The sequence below is a fragment of the Thioclava sp. F1Mire-8 genome (assembly GCF_002213165.1).
Taxonomy (GTDB): Bacteria; Pseudomonadota; Alphaproteobacteria; order Rhodobacterales; family Rhodobacteraceae; genus Thioclava; species Thioclava nitratireducens.
Genome location: NZ_NBNY01000002.1, coordinates 377,060 through 394,468 on the forward strand (window position 1 = coordinate 377,060; position 17,409 = coordinate 394,468).

Consider the following 17,409-nt stretch of genomic DNA (forward strand, 5'->3'; position numbering starts at 1 on the left):
CCTGTAGCGGCGCTCCGGATCAGAAGCCGAAACCGCCGAAGTTGCGCGGCGCCGGATCGATCACGACCGCCTGCCCGTTGCGGACCTGAGCTACGGCGAGTGCGCGCTCGTTGGTGCCGTCGGGCAGGAGCCGGAAGACGCCGTTGACGCCCACGAAGCCCGAACGCTGGGTCAGGCCCTGCTTGGTCAGCGCGTTCGGATTGCCCGATTTCACCAGCGCGCCGATCGCCGCGACCCCGTCATAGGCGAGGCCCGCGATCGGGTGGGGCGCTTGCCCGTAAGCGGCGGTGTAGCGCGACACGAACTGCTGTTGCAGCGCCGGGTCGGGCTCGGCGAACCATCCACCTTGGGTGCCCGGAAGCGACAGGGTCGCCGGCGGGATATCCCAACGGGTCAGGCCGATATATTGCGTGGTCTGCGGGGTCACTCCCTGCTCGCCCATCAGCTGCGTGAGCAGCGGGAGCGCGCCTGCGGTATCGGCGGTCAGGAACAGCGCATCGACGTCGCCGGACTTCACGCGGCTTGCGATCTGCGGCGTCGCATCGACCACGCCCTGCTGCGAGAACGGGTAGGAGGCCACGCCCGCGAGCGAAGCGCCCGACCGTGCGATCGCCGTCTGGATCGCCTGCGCGCCGATTTCGCCTGCCGTGGTCTGCTCATGCACGACCATGATCCGCTGCTTGCCCTGACGCGCGGCGAAGCTCACGAGGCGGTTGGCGGTGTTCTGGAAGGTCGGGCCGAGCACGAAGACATTGCCGCCCGCGACGTTGGTATTGTTCGAAAACGCAAGCACGTTGATGTTGCGCGAGGCCACCGCGAGACCCGCCGCATTCGCCGATTGCGCATAGACGGGGCCGAGGATGACCTTCGCGCCCTCGTCGGCAGCCTTGGTCGCCATCGCGGCGGCCTGCTGCGGATTGCCCGCGGTGTTGTAGACCTGCAGGTCGATGCGGGTGCCCTTCAGGTCCTGGATCGCGAGATTGGCCGCATTCTGCAGAGCCCGTGCGAGAGTCTCATCGCCCGCATTTCCCGACCCCGACGGGACGAGAAGCGCGACCTTGACCGGTGCGCTGCTGTCGATCTTCTGGCCGGAATTGCCCATCGGCCCCGGCTGACAGGCCGCGAGCCAGACCAGAGCAAGGAGGGCTGCGATTCGCGCAGCGAGGGCGCGGGGGTTACGAATGAGATTAAACATGATACGTCCTTTTGGGCGTTGGCGTCCGGTCCGGGCACTGAAGCAAAGCCTGCGAACCGCGATCGGATGACGCGATCGAGACTACGCACAAGCAGGCGTGAAGTAAACGATCCACACAAGTGATGAGGCGGGCGATGGGCGAGGGTGTTGTATCTGATGCAAACGCGCAAAATGGCGGAACCAAGAGGGTGCCTGCGCCGTTAAGCCCGGGGCTTCATTTCATCGCCACGCCGATCGGAGCGGCCCGCGACATCACGCTGCGCGCCCTAGATATGTTGCGCGCTGCCGATGTTCTGGCGGCCGAGGATACCCGCAGCCTGCGGCACCTGATGGAGATTCACGGAGTACCGCTCAACGGGCGCCAGGTGCTCGCATATCATGACCATAACGGTGCCGCGATGCGGCCGAAAATCCTTGCCGCGCTCGAGGCCGGGAAGTCGGTGGTTTATGCCTCCGAAGCGGGCACGCCGCTGGTCGCCGACCCCGGCTATCAGCTCGGCCGCGCGGTGATCGAGGCCGGGCTGCCGCTCTACAGTGCGCCGGGCCCCTCAGCGGTGCTGACGGCGCTGACGCTCTCGGGCTTGCCGACGGATCGCTTCCTCTTCGCCGGGTTCGCGCCGAACAGTAAAGGCGCGCGGCGGAATTGGCTCGCCGAGTTCAAGGAAATTCCCGCGACACTGGTTTTTTATGAAAGCCCCAAACGCATTAGGGAAATGTTAGCTGACGCGGCCCATAGTCTGGGAAAGGAGAGGCAAGCGGCGCTGTGCCGGGAACTGACGAAGCGGTTCGAAGAGGTGCGCCGGGGCACGCTGGAAGAGCTTGCGGCAGGCGTGGCTGATGCGCCGATCAAGGGAGAGATCGTGGTGGTGGTCGACAGGCCGCACGCGGTCGAAGTCGATGATGCGGAACTGGAGCGCCGGTTGAGCGCCGCGCTCGAGCGGGAGTCGCTTCGCGATGCGGTCGATGCCGTCGTGGGCGCGACCGGTTTGCCGCGACGCAAGGTCTATCAGGCCGCTCTGGCTATGGAGAAGAAGAAATGAGTGGATCGCTGTCGTATCATTCGGGTCTCGCCGCCGAAGAACAGGTGATGCTGCATTACGAGAGAGAAGGCCGCGCGGTGTCGGAACATCGCTGGCGCGGCAAATATGGCGGCGAGATCGATTTGATCGCGCGCGAGGGCGACACCCTGATCTTCATCGAAGTGAAGAAATCGCGGAGCCATGCCCGTGCTGCCGAACGTCTTTCGCAACGTCAGATGCGCCGAATTTGCGTTTCGGTCGAAGAATACCTGATGCGCCATCCGGCTCCGGCCAACTGCAATCGCAAGGTTCGGTTCGATCTCGCGCTGGTCAATGAGATCGGGGAGATTAAGGTTCTGGAGAACGCCTATTTCGGAATGTGACCGGCCGATGGGTTGAGGTTGCATCCGGGCGCGCCACATTGCATCAAGATTGCACTGAAACAGGGGGCGCGGATGGGTTTGAAAGTTGCGATCCAGATGGATCCGATCGAAGCGGTCAATATCGAGGCTGACAGCACGTTTCGGATCGCCGAAGAAGCGCAGGCTCGTGGACATGAGCTGTTCTATTACACGCCGGGTCGTCTGATTTATCGCGAGGGTCGCGTTTATGCACGTGGCTGGCCGCTCACGGTGCGCCGCGAGAAGGGCAATCACTTCTCGTTGGGCGAAGAGGCCGAGATCGATCTGGGGGATTGGGACGTCGTCTGGCTACGGCAGGATCCACCCTTTGACATGGGTTACATCACCACGACGCATCTGCTGGATCGGATTCATCCCGAGACGCTTGTGGTGAACGATCCTTTCTGGGTTCGCAATTCGCCCGAGAAGCTGCTCGTTCTCGACTTCCCCGACCTGACGCCGCCGACATTGATTGCGCGCGACCTCAAGGCCATCCGGGCCTTCAAGGCCGAGCATGGCGATATCATCCTCAAGCCGCTTTATGGCAACGGGGGAGCGGGGGTGTTTCGGCTCGATCCGAACGACCGCAACCTGTCGTCGCTGCATGAGCTTTTCGTCGGCATCAACAACGAGCCGTTGATCGCGCAGAAATTCCTGCCCGCGGTGTCGAAGGGCGACAAGCGGATCATTCTTGTCGATGGCGAGCCCGTGGGCGCGATCAATCGGGTGCCTGCGGAAGGTGAGACGCGGTCGAACATGCATGTCGGCGGCCGGCCCGAAAAGGTCGAGCTGACCGCACGTGATCGAGAAATCTGTGCGCGGATCGGTCCGCATCTGCGCGAGAAGGGTCAGATTTTCGTCGGAATCGATGTGATCGGCGATTGGCTGACCGAAATCAACGTGACTTCGCCCACCGGAATTCAGGAGCTCGAACGGTTCGACGGCGTGAATATCACCGCCCGGATCTGGGAGGCGATCGAAGCGAAACGGAGCTGATATGTCGATCCGTCTGGTTTTACTCAATCTCTGGCTGCGGGCTTTCGCAAAACCGATGGTGCGCAGGTTCCACGGCCCTGCGCAAATGCGACGCGGGACCGAGAGATTGGCCAGTTGGATCGTGCGCGAGCCCACAGAGATATGTCGTCTGCAAATCAGGCTGGCCGGGCGTGACGCGCTGTCGTTGCGCGCGGGACAATGCGCGGCCGGGCGCGTCATTCTCTATCTTCACGGCGGCGGTTACGTCACCGGATCCCCTTGGATGTATCGCGGTCTCACCGGGCGCTTGGCGAAGCTGAGCGGCCTCGAGGTGATCGTGCCGGATTACCGCCTCGCGCCCGAAGCGCCGGTGGGCGCCGCGCTCGAGGATGCGACGGCGGCTTTCGACGCGCTTGTTGAGACCGGGTATGATCCTAGCGCGATCGTGCTCGCAGGCGACAGCGCGGGGGGCGGCTTGGCGTTGGCGCTTCTCAGCGCCCTGTGCCAGCGCGGCACGCCGCCTGCCGGGGTGATCGCTTTGTCCCCCTGGACGGATTTGACCTGTTCGGGCGAGAGCCTCCGCCTCAACGCTTCTAAAGATGCAATGCTGCCGGTCGAGCGTCTTGGCGACACCTGCGAAATGGTTCTGCGCGGCCATGACCCGACCGATCCGCGCTTCTCGCCGCTTTTCGCGGAATTTCCCGATCCGCCACCGGTGCTGATCCAGCATTCGATGGCCGAGATCCTGTGTGACGACTCGCTGCGCATGGCCGAAAGGCTGCGCGATTTCGGCACGGATGTCACCGTGCAGAGCTGGCCCGACACGCCGCATGTGTGGCATTTCTTCGACGGTCGGATTCCCGAGGCGCGCGAGGCGCTGGAAGACGCGGCCGCCGCGGCGCGCAAGATGCTCAACCTGCCACAGCGCTGAGGCGATAGCTCAACGCCTCCGCGATATGTGGCTTGCGCACCTTATCGGCGTGATCGAGATCGGCGATCGTGCGTGCGACCCGCAAGACGCGGTGGTAGCCGCGCGCCGAGAGCCCGACCCGTTCCGCCATCCGCGCCAGAAGATCGCGTCCCTCGGTATCCGGCGTTGCGATATCTTCGAGCAACCGTCCTTCGACTTCGGCGTTGACGCGGATTTCCTGGTGATCCGCGAAGCGTTGGGCCTGCCGCTCGCGTGCGTCAGCGACGCGCGCCGCCACTTCTGTGGAGCTGTCGCCGGTGGCGGGCAGGTCGAGATCGGCATAGCGCACCGGGGGCACCTCGATGCGCAGATCGAACCGATCCATCAGCGGTCCTGAAATTCGGCCCAGATAGTCGTCACCACAGCCGGGCGCGCGGGGGCATGCGCGTTCGGCATCGCCGAGATAGCCGCATTTGCAGGGGTTCGCGGCGGCGATCAACAGGAAGCGGCAGGGGTAGCGCGTATGTGCGTTGGCGCGCGAGACGACGACTTCTCCGGTTTCGATCGGTTGGCGCAGAGTCTCCAGCACGGCGCGGGGGAATTCGGGGAACTCGTCCATGAACAGGACGCCGTTATGGGCGAGGCTGACCTCGCCGGGGCGTGCGCCGCGTCCGCCTCCGATCATCGCCGCCATCGACGCGGTGTGGTGCGGTTCGCGGAAGGGGCGGGTGCGCGAGATGCCTCCCTCGGCCAGCAGGCCCGAAAGTGACTGGATCATCGATGTTTCCAGCATCTCCTCGGGGCGCATCTCCGGCAGGATAGAGGCCAGCCGCGCGGCCAGCATGGATTTGCCCGAGCCGGGCGTGCCGATCATCATCAGGTGATGGCGTCCGGCAGCGGCGATTTCCAGCGCGCGTTTCGCCCGCTCCTGACCCTTCACGTCACGCAGGTCGCGCGGATGCGCGGTCGCTTCGATCAGACCCGGTCGCGCAGGCTCCAGCGGTAGGCGACCGCTGAGATGGTCGATTGCGCCGCCGAGCGTCTCCGGCGCCGTTACATCGGTCGCGCCGACCCAGGCGGCCTCTGCGCCGGAGCCTTTCGGGCAGATCAGCCCCTTGTCCGCTGCGGCAGCCGCCATCGCGGCGGGTAGGGCGCCCGCGACCGGCAGCAGTCGTCCGTCGAGCGATAGTTCCCCCACCGCGACCAGTGCCTCGATCCGGTCGCGGGGCATCACGCCAATGGCGCCCAGCAGCGACAGAGCGATGGGCAGGTCGAAATGCGAGCCCTCTTTCGGCAGGTCCGCGGGCGAAAGGTTCACGGTGATCTTCTGCATCGGCAGAGCGATCCCCAGCGCACCGAGCGCCGCGCGCACCCGCTCGCGCGCCTCGGAGACCGCCTTGTCGGGCAGACCCACGACCGCGAAGCCGGGCATGCCTTCGGAGAGAGCGCATTGCACCTCCACGAGGCGGGCTTCCACCCCCTCGAACGCCACCGTGTAGCTCTGGCTGACCATCGGTTCTCCCACGCCTCCTCGTCGATGGGTAGCGCGATCATGGTTTAGGATCGGTTAACGGTCGCCGAGGCCGAGAGGCGGCACCCGAACCTCGACTCAGGGGCGAAAGGCGCCTGGGGGAAAGCTGCCGAAATCTCCACGAGAACCTGCATTTTCTGCATATCCGCACAGCGCTCGCTTCAATTTCGCGCACAAGATCAACGCGTTGCGTTACAGTTTCTCAAGTGTCCGTGAGCAGGCTTATGATATGTCGTGCTCAAGAAGGAGTGATGGTCCTTCCGTAGGGGTATGAATTTCTTTCATTTTTCGCTTGAAAACGTCGTCAAGTGCGCCACGCGCACAAAGTTTCAAGCAAAATTCAACATTTCCGTGAGGAACTAATTCATGTCATTCGCATTGGGTGGGCAAAGCAGCCACCCAATTCAAGGTTGCGCCGGTTTGGGCTGGACACCCCAGGGAGATTGTAAATGGCACTTGATGGTATGACCGATGAAACCCTGCCACGCCAAGCGATGCGGGCAGAGTTCCTGGACGCTGACACCGAAGCAGAACTGGCGCGCGCGTGGCGCGATCATCGGGATGAGCAGGCCCTCCATCGACTTGTAACCGCTTACATGCGCCTGGCGATTTCGATGGCGTCGAAGTTCCGCCGCTACGGCGCCCCGATGAACGATCTCATTCAGGAAGCGTCACTTGGTCTGATGAAGGCCGCCGACAAGTTCGATCCGGAACGCGGCGTGCGCTTCTCGACCTATGCCGTGTGGTGGATCAAGGCCTCGATCCAGGAATTCGTAATGCGGAACTGGTCGATGGTGCGCACCGGGTCCACCTCGTCGCAAAAAGCGCTGTTCTTCAACATGCGCCGCGTTCAGGCTCAGTTGACCCGCGAGGCTCAGCAAGAGGGCGAGCAGCTCGACGCGATGCAGCTGCGGCAGCGCGTGGCCGAGGTGATCGGCGTGCCGCTTGCCGACGTCGAGATGATGGAGGGCCGCCTGTCCGGCTCCGACTTCTCGCTCAACGCGACGCAGTCCAGTGAAGACGAAGGCCGCGAATGGGTCGACACACTGGAAGACGATGGCGCGAGCCCGGAGGAAACCGTGGCCGACACCCATGACGGCCAAACGATGAAAGTCTGGTTGGGCGAGGCGATGGAGCGTCTTACCGACCGCGAAGCCTACATCGTCCGCGAGCGCCGCCTGATCGACGAGCCGCGCACTTTGGAAAGCCTCGGTGAAGAATTGGGTCTTTCGAAAGAGCGCATTCGTCAGCTCGAAGCGCAGGCCTTCGGCAAGATGCGCAAATCGCTTGAAACACATCAGGGCGAGGTGCAAAGCTTCTTCATATGAGGAAGTTTCTCGCCGCGATCTGCCTGCTGTCGCTGACAGGTTCCGCTCAAGCTGCGGAAATATCGCCCGACCAGCTCGATACGCTGTCGGGCGATATTGTCGTTCTGGGCGAGATTCACGACAACCCCACCCATCACCTCAATCAGGCGCGGGCGATCAAGGCGCTGAAGCCCGCCGCTGTGGTGTTCGAACAGTTGACGCCCGAGCAGGCCGCGAAGATCACGCCGGCGCTTTTGAAGGAAGAGGGGGCGCTGGAAAAGGCGCTGGATTGGAATAACTCGGGCTGGCCCGATTTCGCGATCTACTATCCGATTTTCGAGGCTTTGGGCGATGCGAAAGTCTATGGCGCCGCGCAGCCGCGCGAGACAGTGCGCGCCGCGATGACCAAGCCGCTACCGGAGGTGTTCGGCAAGGGCGCTGCGCGTTACGGGCTCGATCGACCCTATCCCGACGCGTTGCAGGCCAAGCTGGAAGCTCAGTCGCAGGAAGATCATTGTAACGCGCTTCCGGTCGATCTGCTGCCCGGCATGGTCGCCGCGCAACGCTTCCGCGACGCCGCCTTCGCCCGGGTCGCTCTGAAGGCGCTGAAGGAAACCGGCGGCCCGGTCGCGGTGGTCACCGGCTCGGGCCATGCCAGAACCGACCTCGCGGTCCCCGCGCTTCTGCGCAAGGCGGACCCGGAGGCGAAGGTCGTGGCGATCGGCCAGATCGAGGCCGAACCGGGTGCCGATCCCGGTCCACAGCCCTATGACGACTGGATCGTCACGCCCCCGACCGAGCGCGCCGATCCCTGCGCCGCGTTCAAGTGATCCTTGCACCAATGCGCCCCGGCGCTTAGACCATCTGAGAGAGTTTCACGGAGAGGCAAATGCTTGCCGGCAAACGCATCCTGTTGATCGTCGGCGGCGGCATCGCCGCCTTCAAGGCGCCCGAGCTGATCCGACTGCTGCGGGGTGCGGGAGCCTCGGTGAGCCCGGTCCTGACCAAGGCCGGCGCCGAGTTCGTGACGCCGCTGACCCTGTCCTCGCTTGCGGGCGAGGCCGTGCATTCCGACCTTTTCGATCTGACGCATGAGGCCGAGATCGGTCATATCCAGCTGTCGCGCGCCGCCCATCTGGTCGTCGTCGTGGCGGCCACCGCCGACCTGATGGCGAAGATGGCGCACGGTCTGGCCAATGACCTCGCCTCGACCCTGCTGCTCGCGACGGACAAGCGTGTGCTGATCGCGCCCGCGATGAACGTGCGGATGTGGGAGCATCCCGCAACGCAGCGCAATATCGCGACGCTGAAATCCGACGGCGTGATCTTCGCAGGTCCGACCGAGGGCGACATGGCCTGCGGCGAATTCGGCGAGGGCCGGATGATCGAGCCCGAGGCGATCCTCGCGGCGATCGGTGCGGCGCTGTCCGACGGTCCGCTGAAAGGCCGCCATATCCTCGTGACCTCGGGGCCCACCCATGAGCCGATCGACCCGGTGCGCTATATAGCGAACCGCTCCTCGGGCGCGCAGGGCACGGCGATTGCCGCAGCCCTGCGCGACCTCGGCGCGACTGTCACCTTCGTCACCGGTCCCGCGACGGTTGCGCCCCCTGCGGGCGTGAAGGTGATCAAGGTCGAGACCGCTCGCGAAATGCTCGACGCGGTGCAGACCGCGCTGCCTGCCGAGGCCGCGATCTTTGCTGCCGCCGTGGCGGATTGGCGTGTCGCGAACGCGGCCGAGCGGAAGATGAAGAAGGACGGCACCGGCGCGCCGCCCGCGCTGGAATTTGCCGAGAACCCGGACATTCTCGCCACAGTTTCGAAGATGGGCGAGGGCCGCCCGGGTCTCGTGGTTGGCTTCGCCGCCGAGACCCACGATGTCGCGCGCTTCGCGGCGGACAAACGCGTCCGCAAGGGCTGTGACTGGATCGTCGCCAATGACGTGAGCCCCGCGACCGGGATTATGGGCGGCACCGAGAACGCGGTGACGATCATCGACGAGACCGGCGCGGAAAGCTGGGACCGGACGGGCAAGGACGAGGTTGCGCGGCGGTTGGCTGCGCGCATCGCGGCAACCTTGGGCGCGGCGACGGGTTAGGGGACGCTCCGCGGGGGATATTTATGCCAAGCCGAAGCGAAGCGCCCCTCTTTCGGCTTGGTCCAAATATTCCCGCCGGAGGCATCTGCAATTGACGCCCGCACGACATCGGGCAGGAGAGGGACACGTGAGCACACCGATCATCAAGGTTCTGCACGAAGACTGGGCCGATCACGAGATCGCCCTGCCGCGCTACGAGACCCACGGCGCCGCCGGGGCCGACCTGCGCGCCAATCTTCCGCCCGAGGATCGCGGCCGCGGCGTCATGCTCGGCCCGATGCAGCGCGCGATCATTCCGACAGGGCTGCGAGTCGAGATTCCCGAAGGGTTCGAGATGCAGATCCGTCCGCGTTCGGGGCTTGCGTACAAACACGGGATCAGCCTGGCCAACACGCCCGGGACGATCGACGCCGATTATCGCGGGCCGCTGGGGGTGCTGCTGATCAACCTCGGCCAAGAGCCCTATCTGATCGAGCATGGGGCGCGCATCGCGCAGGCGATCGTCGCGCCGGTGGTGCAGGCGCGCTTCGAGGTCTCCGACACTTTGGGTGACACCGCACGCGGCGCAGGCGGTTTCGGCTCGACCGGCAAGGGCTGAGGCATGCTCGGACTCACTCTCATGGCGGCGATCCTCGGGCTTGGGCTGGTGATGAAAGCGTCTGCCCGTGCGATCTTCGGGATGCTGGTGCTGGTCTGGGCGGCGCTGGTGGTCGCGCATCTGCCGATCCCGGGATTTTCTCCCATCGGGCGTGTTCTGGGCGGTTCGCTTGCGGGGTGGATTGGCCTCGGTGTCGTGGTCGCGCTGGTGCTGATCTATCGCCGGATGCTCGGGGCGATCCGGACGAGAGCCGAGGCGAAGGAGCCGCAGTCGCCAGCCGCCAAACCGGGCAGCTTTTCCGAGGCGGAACTGGACCGCTACGCGCGCCACATCATGCTGCGCGAGATCGGCGGGCCGGGGCAGAAGCGGCTCAAACAGGCTAAGGTTCTGGTGGTCGGCGCCGGGGGGCTGGGCTCGCCCGCGCTGCTCTATCTCGCCGCTGCCGGGGCGGGGCGGATAGGTGTGGTGGATGACGATGTCGTCTCGAATTCCAACCTGCAGCGGCAGGTGATCCACAGCGACGCCGATCTCGGGATGCCCAAGGTCTTCTCCGCACAGAAAGCGATGCTGGCGCTCAACCCGCATATCGAGGTGCTGCCCTATAACTGCCGCCTGAGCGCCGCGGATGCCGAAGGGCTGGTTGCAGAATATGACCTCGTCCTCGACGGGACCGACAATTTCGACACCCGCTATCTGGTGAACGCGGCCTGCGTGGCGACAGGCACGCCGTTGATTTCTGGCGCGATCACGCAATGGGAAGGGCAGCTCTCGCTCTATGATCCAGCGAAGGGTGCGCCCTGTTACGCCTGTGTTTTCCCCGAGGCACCGGCGGCGGGTCTTGCGCCCACCTGCGCCGAAGCGGGGGTGGTCGGCGCGTTGCCGGGCGTTGTGGGCTCGATGATGGCGACCGAGGCGATCAAGGAGATCACCGGCGCGGGCCAATCCGCACGCGGGCGGTTGATGATCTACGACGCCCTCTGGGGCGAGAGCCGTCAGTTCGGCGTGAAGCGGCGCGCCGATTGCGCGGTTTGCGGCGAAGGGCGCGGCGCGGGGGATGGTCAATCCTGAGCGTGCGTCCTAGCTTGCGATGCAAAGGAGACACGCCATGACCAACCCGCTTCTCGCCGACTGGACCGGCCCCTACGAACTGCCGCCCTTCACCGAGATTTCAGATGCCGATTTCGCGCCTGCTTTCGATGCTGCGCTGGCCGAGGCGCGCGCCAATATCGCGGCAATCGCGGACTCGCCCGACGCCCCGACATTCGCCAATACGATCGAGGCGATGGAACTGGCTGAAGAGGCGCTCGAAAAGGTCGCGGGCGTGTTCTACAACCTCGCCGGCGCCGATGCGACGCCCGCGCGGCAGGAGTTGATGCGCGATCTGGCGCCGAAGCTCGCGGCGTTTTCCTCCGAGATCACGATGAACAAGGCGCTATTTGCGCGGATCGACCAGCTTTGGCAGGACCGCGAGAGCCTCGGACTTGGCCCGGAGCAGGCGCGGCTTCTGGAGCAATATTATCAGATGTTCACCCGTTCCGGCGCGGCGCTGGAAGGGGCCGAGGCCGAGCGGATGCGCGAGATCAAGCAGCGCTTCGCCTCGATCACCACGCAGTTCAGCCAGAACCTGCTGGCCGATGAAAGCGGGTGGTTCCGCCCGCTGGCCGAGGATGACCTGGAAGGGCTCCCCGATTTTGTCGTCGATACCGCCCGCGCGGCGGGCAAGGAGCGTGGGCAGGACGGGCCGGTGCTGACGCTCTCGCGCTCTCTGATCGTGCCCTTCCTGCAATTCTCGCCCAATCGCGAGCTTCGCCGGATCGCCTACGAGGCCTGGGCCGCGCGCGGCGCGAATGGCGGCGAGACCGACAATCGCGAGATCGCCGCCGAGGTGCTCAAGCTGCGCGAGGAACGCGCGAAGCTGCTGGGTTACGAGAGCTTCGCCGCCTACAAGCTGGAGCCCGAGATGGCCAAGACGCCCGAAGCGGTGCGCGGTCTTTTGATGCGGGTCTGGGCACCTGCGAAGGCCGCCGCCGAGGCCGATGCCGCGAAGCTGGCCGAGATGATGCACGCCGACGGGATCAATGGCGATCTGGAGCCGTGGGACTGGCGCTACTATGCCGAGAAGCGCCGCGTGGCAGAGCATGATTTCGACGAGGGGCAGATCAAGCCCTATCTCTCGCTCGACGCGATGATCGGTGCGGCCTTCGATACGGCGAACCGGCTCTTCGGGCTGAAGTTCAAGGAGATCGACGGGCCGTTCTATCATGCGGACGTGCGTGGCTGGGAAGTGTCGCGCGGTGGCAAGGTTCTGGCCGTGTTCCTCGGCGACTATTTCGCGCGCGGTTCGAAGCGGTCTGGCGCGTGGTGCTCGGCGATGCGCTCGCAGCGCAAGCTGGGCGGCGCGCCGGTGCCGATCGTGGTGAATGTGTGCAATTTCGCCAAGGGCGATCCGGCGCTTCTGTCGCATGACGACGCACGCACGCTGTTCCACGAATTCGGCCATGCGCTGCACCAGATGCTGTCCAACGTGACCTATCAGTTCCTATCAGGCACCTCGGTCGCACGCGATTTCGTGGAGCTGCCGAGCCAGCTGTACGAGCATTGGCTCGACGTGCCCGAGACGCTCGAAAAACACGCGCGCCACTACAAGACGGGCGAGCCGATGCCGACGGAGCTGCGCGAGAAGCTGAAGGGGGCTGCCACTTTCGACCAGGGCTTCTCGACGGTGGAATATCTCGGTTCGGCGCTGGTCGATCTGGCCTTCCACGAGGGTGCGGCCCCGGAAGATCCGATGGCGAAACAAGCCGAGGTGCTTCGCGAGATCGGCATGCCCCACGCGATCCGGATGCGCCACGCGACGCCGCATTTCTCGCATGTCTTCTCGGGCGACGGCTATTCGGCGGGCTATTACAGCTACATGTGGTCCGAGGTGATGGATGCCGATGCGTTCGAAGCCTTCGAGGAAGCGGGCGACGTGTTCGACCCGGAAACGGCGGCGAAACTCGAACGCTTCGTTCTGTCTGCGGGCAATTCGCGGCCGCCGGAAGAACTTTATACCGAGTTCCGGGGCAAGATGCCGGGGGTCGAGCCTCTGCTGAAGGGTCGCGGGCTGCTCGATCCGGCCGCCTGAGCGGGTGGTGATGTCGGAGCCCCCGGCGGGGATATTTGAGGCAGTTGGAAGCAGGACGATCTGCCTTCCTCTTGGCCAAAATATCCCGGGGGGCGGCGCAAGCCGTGGGGGCAGCGCCCCCTCCGCGCTCAGCCCCGATAGACATCCTTGTGGATGATGACGTCGGCCTGCGGATAGGCCGCGACAATGGCGCGTTTGAGCGCGGCGCCGATGTCGTGCGCTTCCTCCAGCGTCTGATCCCCGTCGAGTTCGATATGCAGGTTTACGAAGATCTGCGCGCCGGCGGTGCGGGTTTTAAGATCGTGAAAGCCGCGCACATCGGGCCAGTCGCGGGCGATCTTGGCGATGCCTTCGATCACGTCGTCAGGGGCTGCGCGGTCCATCAGGGCGTGCCATGCGCCAATGAAGATCTTCGCCGCGCCGGCTAGCATGATCGCGGCGGCGATCAGGGCGACGATGCTGTCCACGTCGCCCCAGCCAAAGGCATGCGAGAGCCAGAGCGCGAGGATCGCGCCCAGTGTCGGCAGCAGGTCGCCCACATAGTGCAGCCGGTCGGCGGCGACGACCTTGTTGCCGGTCGCCTTTGCCACGCGGCCCTGCCACCAGATCAGGCCGAAGGTGATCACCGCAGAGGCGACCATCACCGCGATCCCAAGCCCCTCTGCGGCGAGCGGCGGGGGCTAAGGCGCCATCAGCCGCCGTATCCCGGTGATGCCGATCGTGGCGCCTGCGCCCAGCACTATCAGCGCCTGACCGAGGGCCGCGAGGTCTTCGGCCGAGCTGTGTCCGAAAGCGTGATCGTCATCGGCGGGTTTCGCGGCATAGAGGATCGCCAGCAGCCCCGCGCCCGAGATCAGCAGGTCCACCGCGCTATCGGCCAGCGAGGCGCCCACGGAGAGCGCCCCGGTCTGCCAGAGCGCCCAGGCCTTTATCGCGACGAGCAGCGCGGCGGTGCCGACCGAGGCCAGACCCGCCGAGGTGTTCATCCGGTGTTCGTTTTCGCTATAGGCCATCGCCGCCGCCTCTACCTTTGCGCCGTTGCTCTAGCGCAGGAGAGCGTCTCAGTCACGGGTCTCGTCGGGGTCGACGCCCCAGATTTCCGTCTTGGGTAACCAGCCATCCGCGCCCGAACCCGAGATTTCGCACCAATCGTGGGTGCAGGCCCCCAGCTGCGCGATCGCTCCGGCCTGCGCCTTGGCAGTGACCGCGGATTTCGGATCGGGACGGGCATGGAGCGAGACCATGTCCTGCATGACGATCACGTTCCGGACGCCCGAGATCAGCGTGTAGTGAATCCAGCCGCCTTGCCCTTCGTTATCCTCGACGCGCCGCCAGTGGCCGAATTCTGCGGTGACTTTCAGCGGCATGCCCGGGTGGGTGAAGACCCAGTCGATCCGGTGCGACAGGGACGGGCCGCGGCGCACATTTCCCTTCGAGCCCTTGAGCGAGACGTAGCGCGGGATCGGCAGGTGGGTGACGGGGCCGCGATGTTGCGGTTTCGACAGTTGCACGTCGGGGCCATTGCCATCGGGTTCGGCCGCGGGCTTCGCTTGGGGCTTGTTGGTCTGGCTGCTTGCAGCCGTCTGAGAGGGTGCCGCGTCGGGTTTCGATTGCGCGCCGGAGGCATTGCCCGACACGCTCCAGACCGCACCCACCAGAATCGCAATTGAGGATACCGCCGCGAGGATTTTGCTGCCCGTCATCATCCGCCTCATATCCCGGCCCGCCCGTCGGCTGATCCGCGGGTCTGCGACATCCGGTGCGCAATAAAATTGCGCTCGCGTGTCGATTTCGGCCATTACTCCTCTTGCCGGGCCTTGTGCCTGCCCGCGTTGAGGGGCAGTTTGCATCCAACCGCCCCGCGATGGAAGAGAGGAGAGGACCGAGATGCCTGCACCGCGCCTGAGTGTTGTCGTGACGCGACGCCTGCCCGAGGTCGTCGAGACCCGGATGAAGGAATTGTTCGAGGTCGAGCTCAATCACGACGATCGCAAGATGAGCCGGGAGGACCTTGTCGAGGCGATGAAGCGCGCCGATGTTCTCGTGCCTTGCGTGACCGATCGGATCGATGCGTCGATGATCTCGCAGGCTGGCGAGCGCCTGAAACTGATCGCGAATTACGGCGCCGGGGTCGATCATATCGACGTGTCCTCGGCGCGTCAGCGCGGGGTGCTGGTGTCGAACACGCCCGGTGTCGTCACCGATGATACGGCGGATATGACGATCGCGCTGATGCTGGCGGTGACACGACGCATTCCCGAGGGGCTCGCGCATATGCAGGCGGGCGACTGGAAGGGCTGGGCCCCCACCGCCTTCATGGGCCATCGGATTGGCGGAAAGCGGCTGGGCATTCTCGGCATGGGCCGGATCGGTCAGGCGGTGGCGCGGCGCGCCAAGGCCTTCGGGATGCAGATCCACTATCACAACCGCACCAAGGTTCACCCCGATATCGAGGAGGAGCTGGAGGCGACCTATTGGGACAGCCTCGACCAGATGGTGAGCCGGATGGATGTGATCTCGGTGAACTGTCCGCACACGCCGTCTACCTTCCACCTGCTCAATGCGCGGCGGCTGAAGATGCTCAAGCGCGAGGCGGTGATCGTGAATACGTCGCGGGGCGAGGTGATCGACGAAAACGCGCTGACACGGGCGTTGCGGGCGGGCGAGCTGGCCGGGGCCGGGCTCGACGTGTTCGAGCATGGCGCGGACGTCAATCCGCGTCTGCGTGAGCTGCCGAACGTGGTGCTGCTGCCCCATATGGGCTCGGCCACGGTCGAAGGACGTGTTGAGATGGGCGAGAAGGTACTGGTCAATATCAAGACCTTCGCCGACGGTCACCGGCCACCGGATCTCGTCGTGCCGTCGATGATCTGATCCTCAGGTGGCAGAGAAAAGGCCCCGGTGCGATCCTGACGCATTCCGCGTGGTGGGAGGCCCAAAAGATCGGGCCTGTCGTGATACTCACGGCAGGTCTTTATTATTTCTAAGGAAAATGCCGCGTCAGGTTCCTAAAAAAAGATGTCGTAAATCCGAGACTTTTTTCTCGGCGGCATCATTCGCCTGCGTGAATGAAGAAAAATCAGTGATTTCAGACATTTATTCATCCGATTTTATAAATATAGCCAATATCCCTCGGCCACAAGCTTGACCTTCGCATGCGGCAAAATTCCCGGACGAGCATCCGTATCGACTTCAAGCCGCGCGCCGTTCTCCTCACCAAGAAGAACAAGCCAGGCAAACAGGCCACGCAGAAAGCATTTCACTCCCAGAATGTGAACGCATTACACTCTCGCTACAACGACTTCATGGGGCCCTTCAAAGGTCCGGTGTCGAAGTGTCTGGGGCGTTACCTGCGTTGGTTTCTACTCCGGTCGAAGATGGACGGCGGAGCAGTCTTTCGAAGGGTGCTTTCGCCGCAATGAGTTGGGAGGGCGTGGAGACATGACGGTCGACAGAAAGGCACACTGGGACACCGTCTATGGCGAGAAGTCCGAGGCCCAGTGGAGTTGGCATCAGGATGATCCACGGGTCTCGCTCGAACTGATCGAGATGGCTGGCGCAACTGCGAATTCATCAATCATCGACATTGGCGGAGGAACCTCCCGCCTTGCGGGCGCTCTCGTCGCGATGGGACTTCGCGATATCACAGTCCTCGATCTATCGCAGGTCGCCCTGGATGTAGCCCGAGACCGGCTGGGACAAGCCGGTGAAACAGTGAAATGGATCTCAGTAGACATCACCACTTGGGCTCCTGATCGCCATTACGACCTGTGGCACGACAGGGCAGTGTTCCACTTCCTCGTCGATGCGGCGGAGCGGGCGGCCTATCTGGAAAACCTCGCGCGCGCGGTGAACATCGGCGGCCATGCGATCATTGCCACCTTTGCGCCAGACGGGCCGGAGAAATGTAGTGGCCTCCCGGTCGCCCGATATAGTCCAAACGACCTCGCCCAGTTGCTTGGAGAAAGCTTCGAACTCGTGGCGCATCGCCACCACCTGCATCAGACTCCCTCGGGCAAAAGCCAGTCCTTCCAGTTCAGTCTTTTCCGCCGCTTCGGCTGAAGCCGCAGATGAAACTGGTCGTGAGCCGACCTGCCCAACACGCTTTCGAGACATGGCTAAAGAAATAGGCGACGATGAAATCGCCGCCTACTTGCTATGGCCAACGAGTTCTACTGCGCTCGGTCCCTCTTGTCGCCGATGAGATACCTCATCAAACCTCCCACCACGCGGAATGCGTCAGTGTGA

Annotated in this window: 15 protein-coding genes and 1 pseudogene; 12 read left to right on the forward strand and 4 right to left on the reverse strand. The window is 64.2% G+C overall.

Annotation, left to right across the window (positions count from 1 at the left end; genetic code table 11):
- Positions 1 to 19: 19 nt before the first annotated feature.
- Positions 20 to 1,195: a penicillin-binding protein activator gene (locus tag B6V75_RS10335; protein WP_075774102.1), complete on the reverse strand. Its 1,176-nt coding sequence runs from the start codon at positions 1,193 to 1,195 to the stop codon at positions 20 to 22.
- Positions 1,196 to 1,383: 188 nt separating this feature from the next.
- Here B6V75_RS10335 and rsmI point away from each other — a divergent pair, with 188 nt between their 5' ends.
- From rsmI to B6V75_RS10355, 4 genes are all read left to right on the forward strand, one after another.
- The gene (gene rsmI, locus B6V75_RS10340) at positions 1,384 to 2,235 is read left to right on the forward strand and encodes a 16S rRNA (cytidine(1402)-2'-O)-methyltransferase (protein WP_075774331.1); all 852 of its coding nucleotides are present in this window, start codon (positions 1,384 to 1,386) and stop codon (positions 2,233 to 2,235) included.
- Positions 2,232 to 2,597 carry a YraN family protein gene (locus B6V75_RS10345; protein WP_075774103.1) on the forward strand — a complete coding sequence of 122 codons (366 nt, stop codon included), beginning with the start codon at positions 2,232 to 2,234 and terminating at the stop codon, positions 2,595 to 2,597. Before rsmI ends, B6V75_RS10345 begins: the two co-directional genes overlap by 4 nt.
- A 72-nt stretch (positions 2,598 to 2,669) precedes the next feature.
- Entirely contained in the window at positions 2,670 to 3,611 is a 942-nt protein-coding gene (gene gshB, locus B6V75_RS10350; RefSeq protein WP_088719630.1) for a glutathione synthase, read from the forward strand.
- Positions 3,612 to 3,717: 106 nt separating this feature from the next.
- The gene (locus tag B6V75_RS10355) at positions 3,718 to 4,521 is read left to right on the forward strand and encodes an alpha/beta fold hydrolase (protein WP_342637081.1); all 804 of its coding nucleotides are present in this window, start codon (positions 3,718 to 3,720) and stop codon (positions 4,519 to 4,521) included.
- Here B6V75_RS10355 and B6V75_RS10360 read toward each other — a convergent pair.
- Positions 4,502 to 6,013 (reverse strand): YifB family Mg chelatase-like AAA ATPase, encoded by a 1,512-nt coding sequence (locus B6V75_RS10360; RefSeq protein ID WP_088719632.1) that lies wholly within the window; start codon positions 6,011 to 6,013, stop codon positions 4,502 to 4,504. The genes B6V75_RS10355 and B6V75_RS10360 overlap by 20 nt on opposite strands.
- Before the next feature lie 467 nt (positions 6,014 to 6,480).
- Here B6V75_RS10360 and B6V75_RS10365 point away from each other — a divergent pair, with 467 nt between their 5' ends.
- The 6 genes from B6V75_RS10365 to B6V75_RS10390 all read left to right on the forward strand — a co-directional run bounded on the left by B6V75_RS10365 (position 6,481) and on the right by B6V75_RS10390 (position 13,161).
- Positions 6,481 to 7,359 carry an RNA polymerase factor sigma-32 gene (locus B6V75_RS10365; protein ID WP_075774107.1) on the forward strand — a complete coding sequence of 293 codons (879 nt, stop codon included), beginning with the start codon at positions 6,481 to 6,483 and terminating at the stop codon, positions 7,357 to 7,359.
- Positions 7,356 to 8,168 carry a ChaN family lipoprotein gene (locus B6V75_RS10370; protein ID WP_088719633.1) on the forward strand — a complete coding sequence of 271 codons (813 nt, stop codon included), beginning with the start codon at positions 7,356 to 7,358 and terminating at the stop codon, positions 8,166 to 8,168. The genes B6V75_RS10365 and B6V75_RS10370 overlap by 4 nt, the downstream gene beginning before the upstream one ends.
- Positions 8,169 to 8,227: 59 nt before the next feature.
- Positions 8,228 to 9,436 (forward strand): bifunctional phosphopantothenoylcysteine decarboxylase/phosphopantothenate--cysteine ligase CoaBC, encoded by a 1,209-nt coding sequence (gene coaBC / locus B6V75_RS10375; protein ID WP_088719634.1) that lies wholly within the window; start codon positions 8,228 to 8,230, stop codon positions 9,434 to 9,436.
- Between the two features lie 127 nt (positions 9,437 to 9,563).
- Complete coding sequence (gene dut, locus B6V75_RS10380) at positions 9,564 to 10,034, forward strand: dUTP diphosphatase (protein WP_088719635.1); 471 nt, start codon at positions 9,564 to 9,566, stop codon at positions 10,032 to 10,034.
- 3 nt (positions 10,035 to 10,037) lie between these two features.
- On the forward strand, positions 10,038 to 11,102 hold the full coding sequence (locus tag B6V75_RS10385; protein ID WP_088719636.1) for a HesA/MoeB/ThiF family protein: 1,065 nt from the start codon (positions 10,038 to 10,040) through the stop codon (positions 11,100 to 11,102).
- A gap of 37 nt (positions 11,103 to 11,139) precedes the next feature.
- On the forward strand, positions 11,140 to 13,161 hold the full coding sequence (locus B6V75_RS10390; RefSeq protein WP_088719637.1) for a M3 family metallopeptidase: 2,022 nt from the start codon (positions 11,140 to 11,142) through the stop codon (positions 13,159 to 13,161).
- A gap of 128 nt (positions 13,162 to 13,289) precedes the next feature.
- On the opposite strand, the pseudogene B6V75_RS10395 reads toward B6V75_RS10390, so the two are convergent.
- Both B6V75_RS10395 and B6V75_RS10400 read right to left on the reverse strand, forming a co-directional pair.
- Positions 13,290 to 14,174: pseudogene (locus B6V75_RS10395) on the reverse strand (cation diffusion facilitator family transporter).
- A 48-nt stretch (positions 14,175 to 14,222) separates the two neighbouring features.
- Complete coding sequence (locus B6V75_RS10400; protein ID WP_077701392.1) at positions 14,223 to 14,864, reverse strand: SH3 domain-containing protein; 642 nt, start codon at positions 14,862 to 14,864, stop codon at positions 14,223 to 14,225.
- A gap of 184 nt (positions 14,865 to 15,048) precedes the next feature.
- Here B6V75_RS10400 and B6V75_RS10405 point away from each other — a divergent pair, with 184 nt between their 5' ends.
- Together B6V75_RS10405 and B6V75_RS10410 are read left to right on the forward strand one after the other, a co-directional pair.
- Positions 15,049 to 16,035 carry a D-glycerate dehydrogenase gene (locus B6V75_RS10405; RefSeq protein WP_075774114.1) on the forward strand — a complete coding sequence of 329 codons (987 nt, stop codon included), beginning with the start codon at positions 15,049 to 15,051 and terminating at the stop codon, positions 16,033 to 16,035.
- A 567-nt stretch (positions 16,036 to 16,602) separates the two neighbouring features.
- Complete coding sequence (locus B6V75_RS10410) at positions 16,603 to 17,223, forward strand: class I SAM-dependent methyltransferase (RefSeq protein ID WP_088719638.1); 621 nt, start codon at positions 16,603 to 16,605, stop codon at positions 17,221 to 17,223.
- Positions 17,224 to 17,409: the final 186 nt, after the last annotated feature.

Bases quoted from the DNA above. Each gene is read 5' to 3' on its own strand.
- B6V75_RS10335 (WP_075774102.1), bottom strand. From the start codon at position 1,195: ATGTTTAATCTCATTCGTAACCCCCGCGCCCTCGCTGCGCGAATCGCA.
- B6V75_RS10345 (WP_075774103.1), top strand. From the start codon at position 2,232: ATGAGTGGATCGCTGTCGTATCATTCGGGTCTCGCCGCCGAAGAACAG.
- gshB (WP_088719630.1), top strand. From the start codon at position 2,670: ATGGGTTTGAAAGTTGCGATCCAGATGGATCCGATCGAAGCGGTCAAT.
- B6V75_RS10360 (WP_088719632.1), bottom strand. From the start codon at position 6,013: ATGGTCAGCCAGAGCTACACGGTGGCGTTCGAGGGGGTGGAAGCCCGC.
- B6V75_RS10365 (WP_075774107.1), top strand. From the start codon at position 6,481: ATGGCACTTGATGGTATGACCGATGAAACCCTGCCACGCCAAGCGATG.
- B6V75_RS10370 (WP_088719633.1), top strand. From the start codon at position 7,356: ATGAGGAAGTTTCTCGCCGCGATCTGCCTGCTGTCGCTGACAGGTTCC.
- coaBC (WP_088719634.1), top strand. From the start codon at position 8,228: ATGCTTGCCGGCAAACGCATCCTGTTGATCGTCGGCGGCGGCATCGCC.
- B6V75_RS10385 (WP_088719636.1), top strand. From the start codon at position 10,038: ATGCTCGGACTCACTCTCATGGCGGCGATCCTCGGGCTTGGGCTGGTG.
- B6V75_RS10390 (WP_088719637.1), top strand. From the start codon at position 11,140: ATGACCAACCCGCTTCTCGCCGACTGGACCGGCCCCTACGAACTGCCG.
- B6V75_RS10400 (WP_077701392.1), bottom strand. From the start codon at position 14,864: ATGACGGGCAGCAAAATCCTCGCGGCGGTATCCTCAATTGCGATTCTG.
- B6V75_RS10405 (WP_075774114.1), top strand. From the start codon at position 15,049: ATGCCTGCACCGCGCCTGAGTGTTGTCGTGACGCGACGCCTGCCCGAG.
- B6V75_RS10410 (WP_088719638.1), top strand. From the start codon at position 16,603: ATGACGGTCGACAGAAAGGCACACTGGGACACCGTCTATGGCGAGAAG.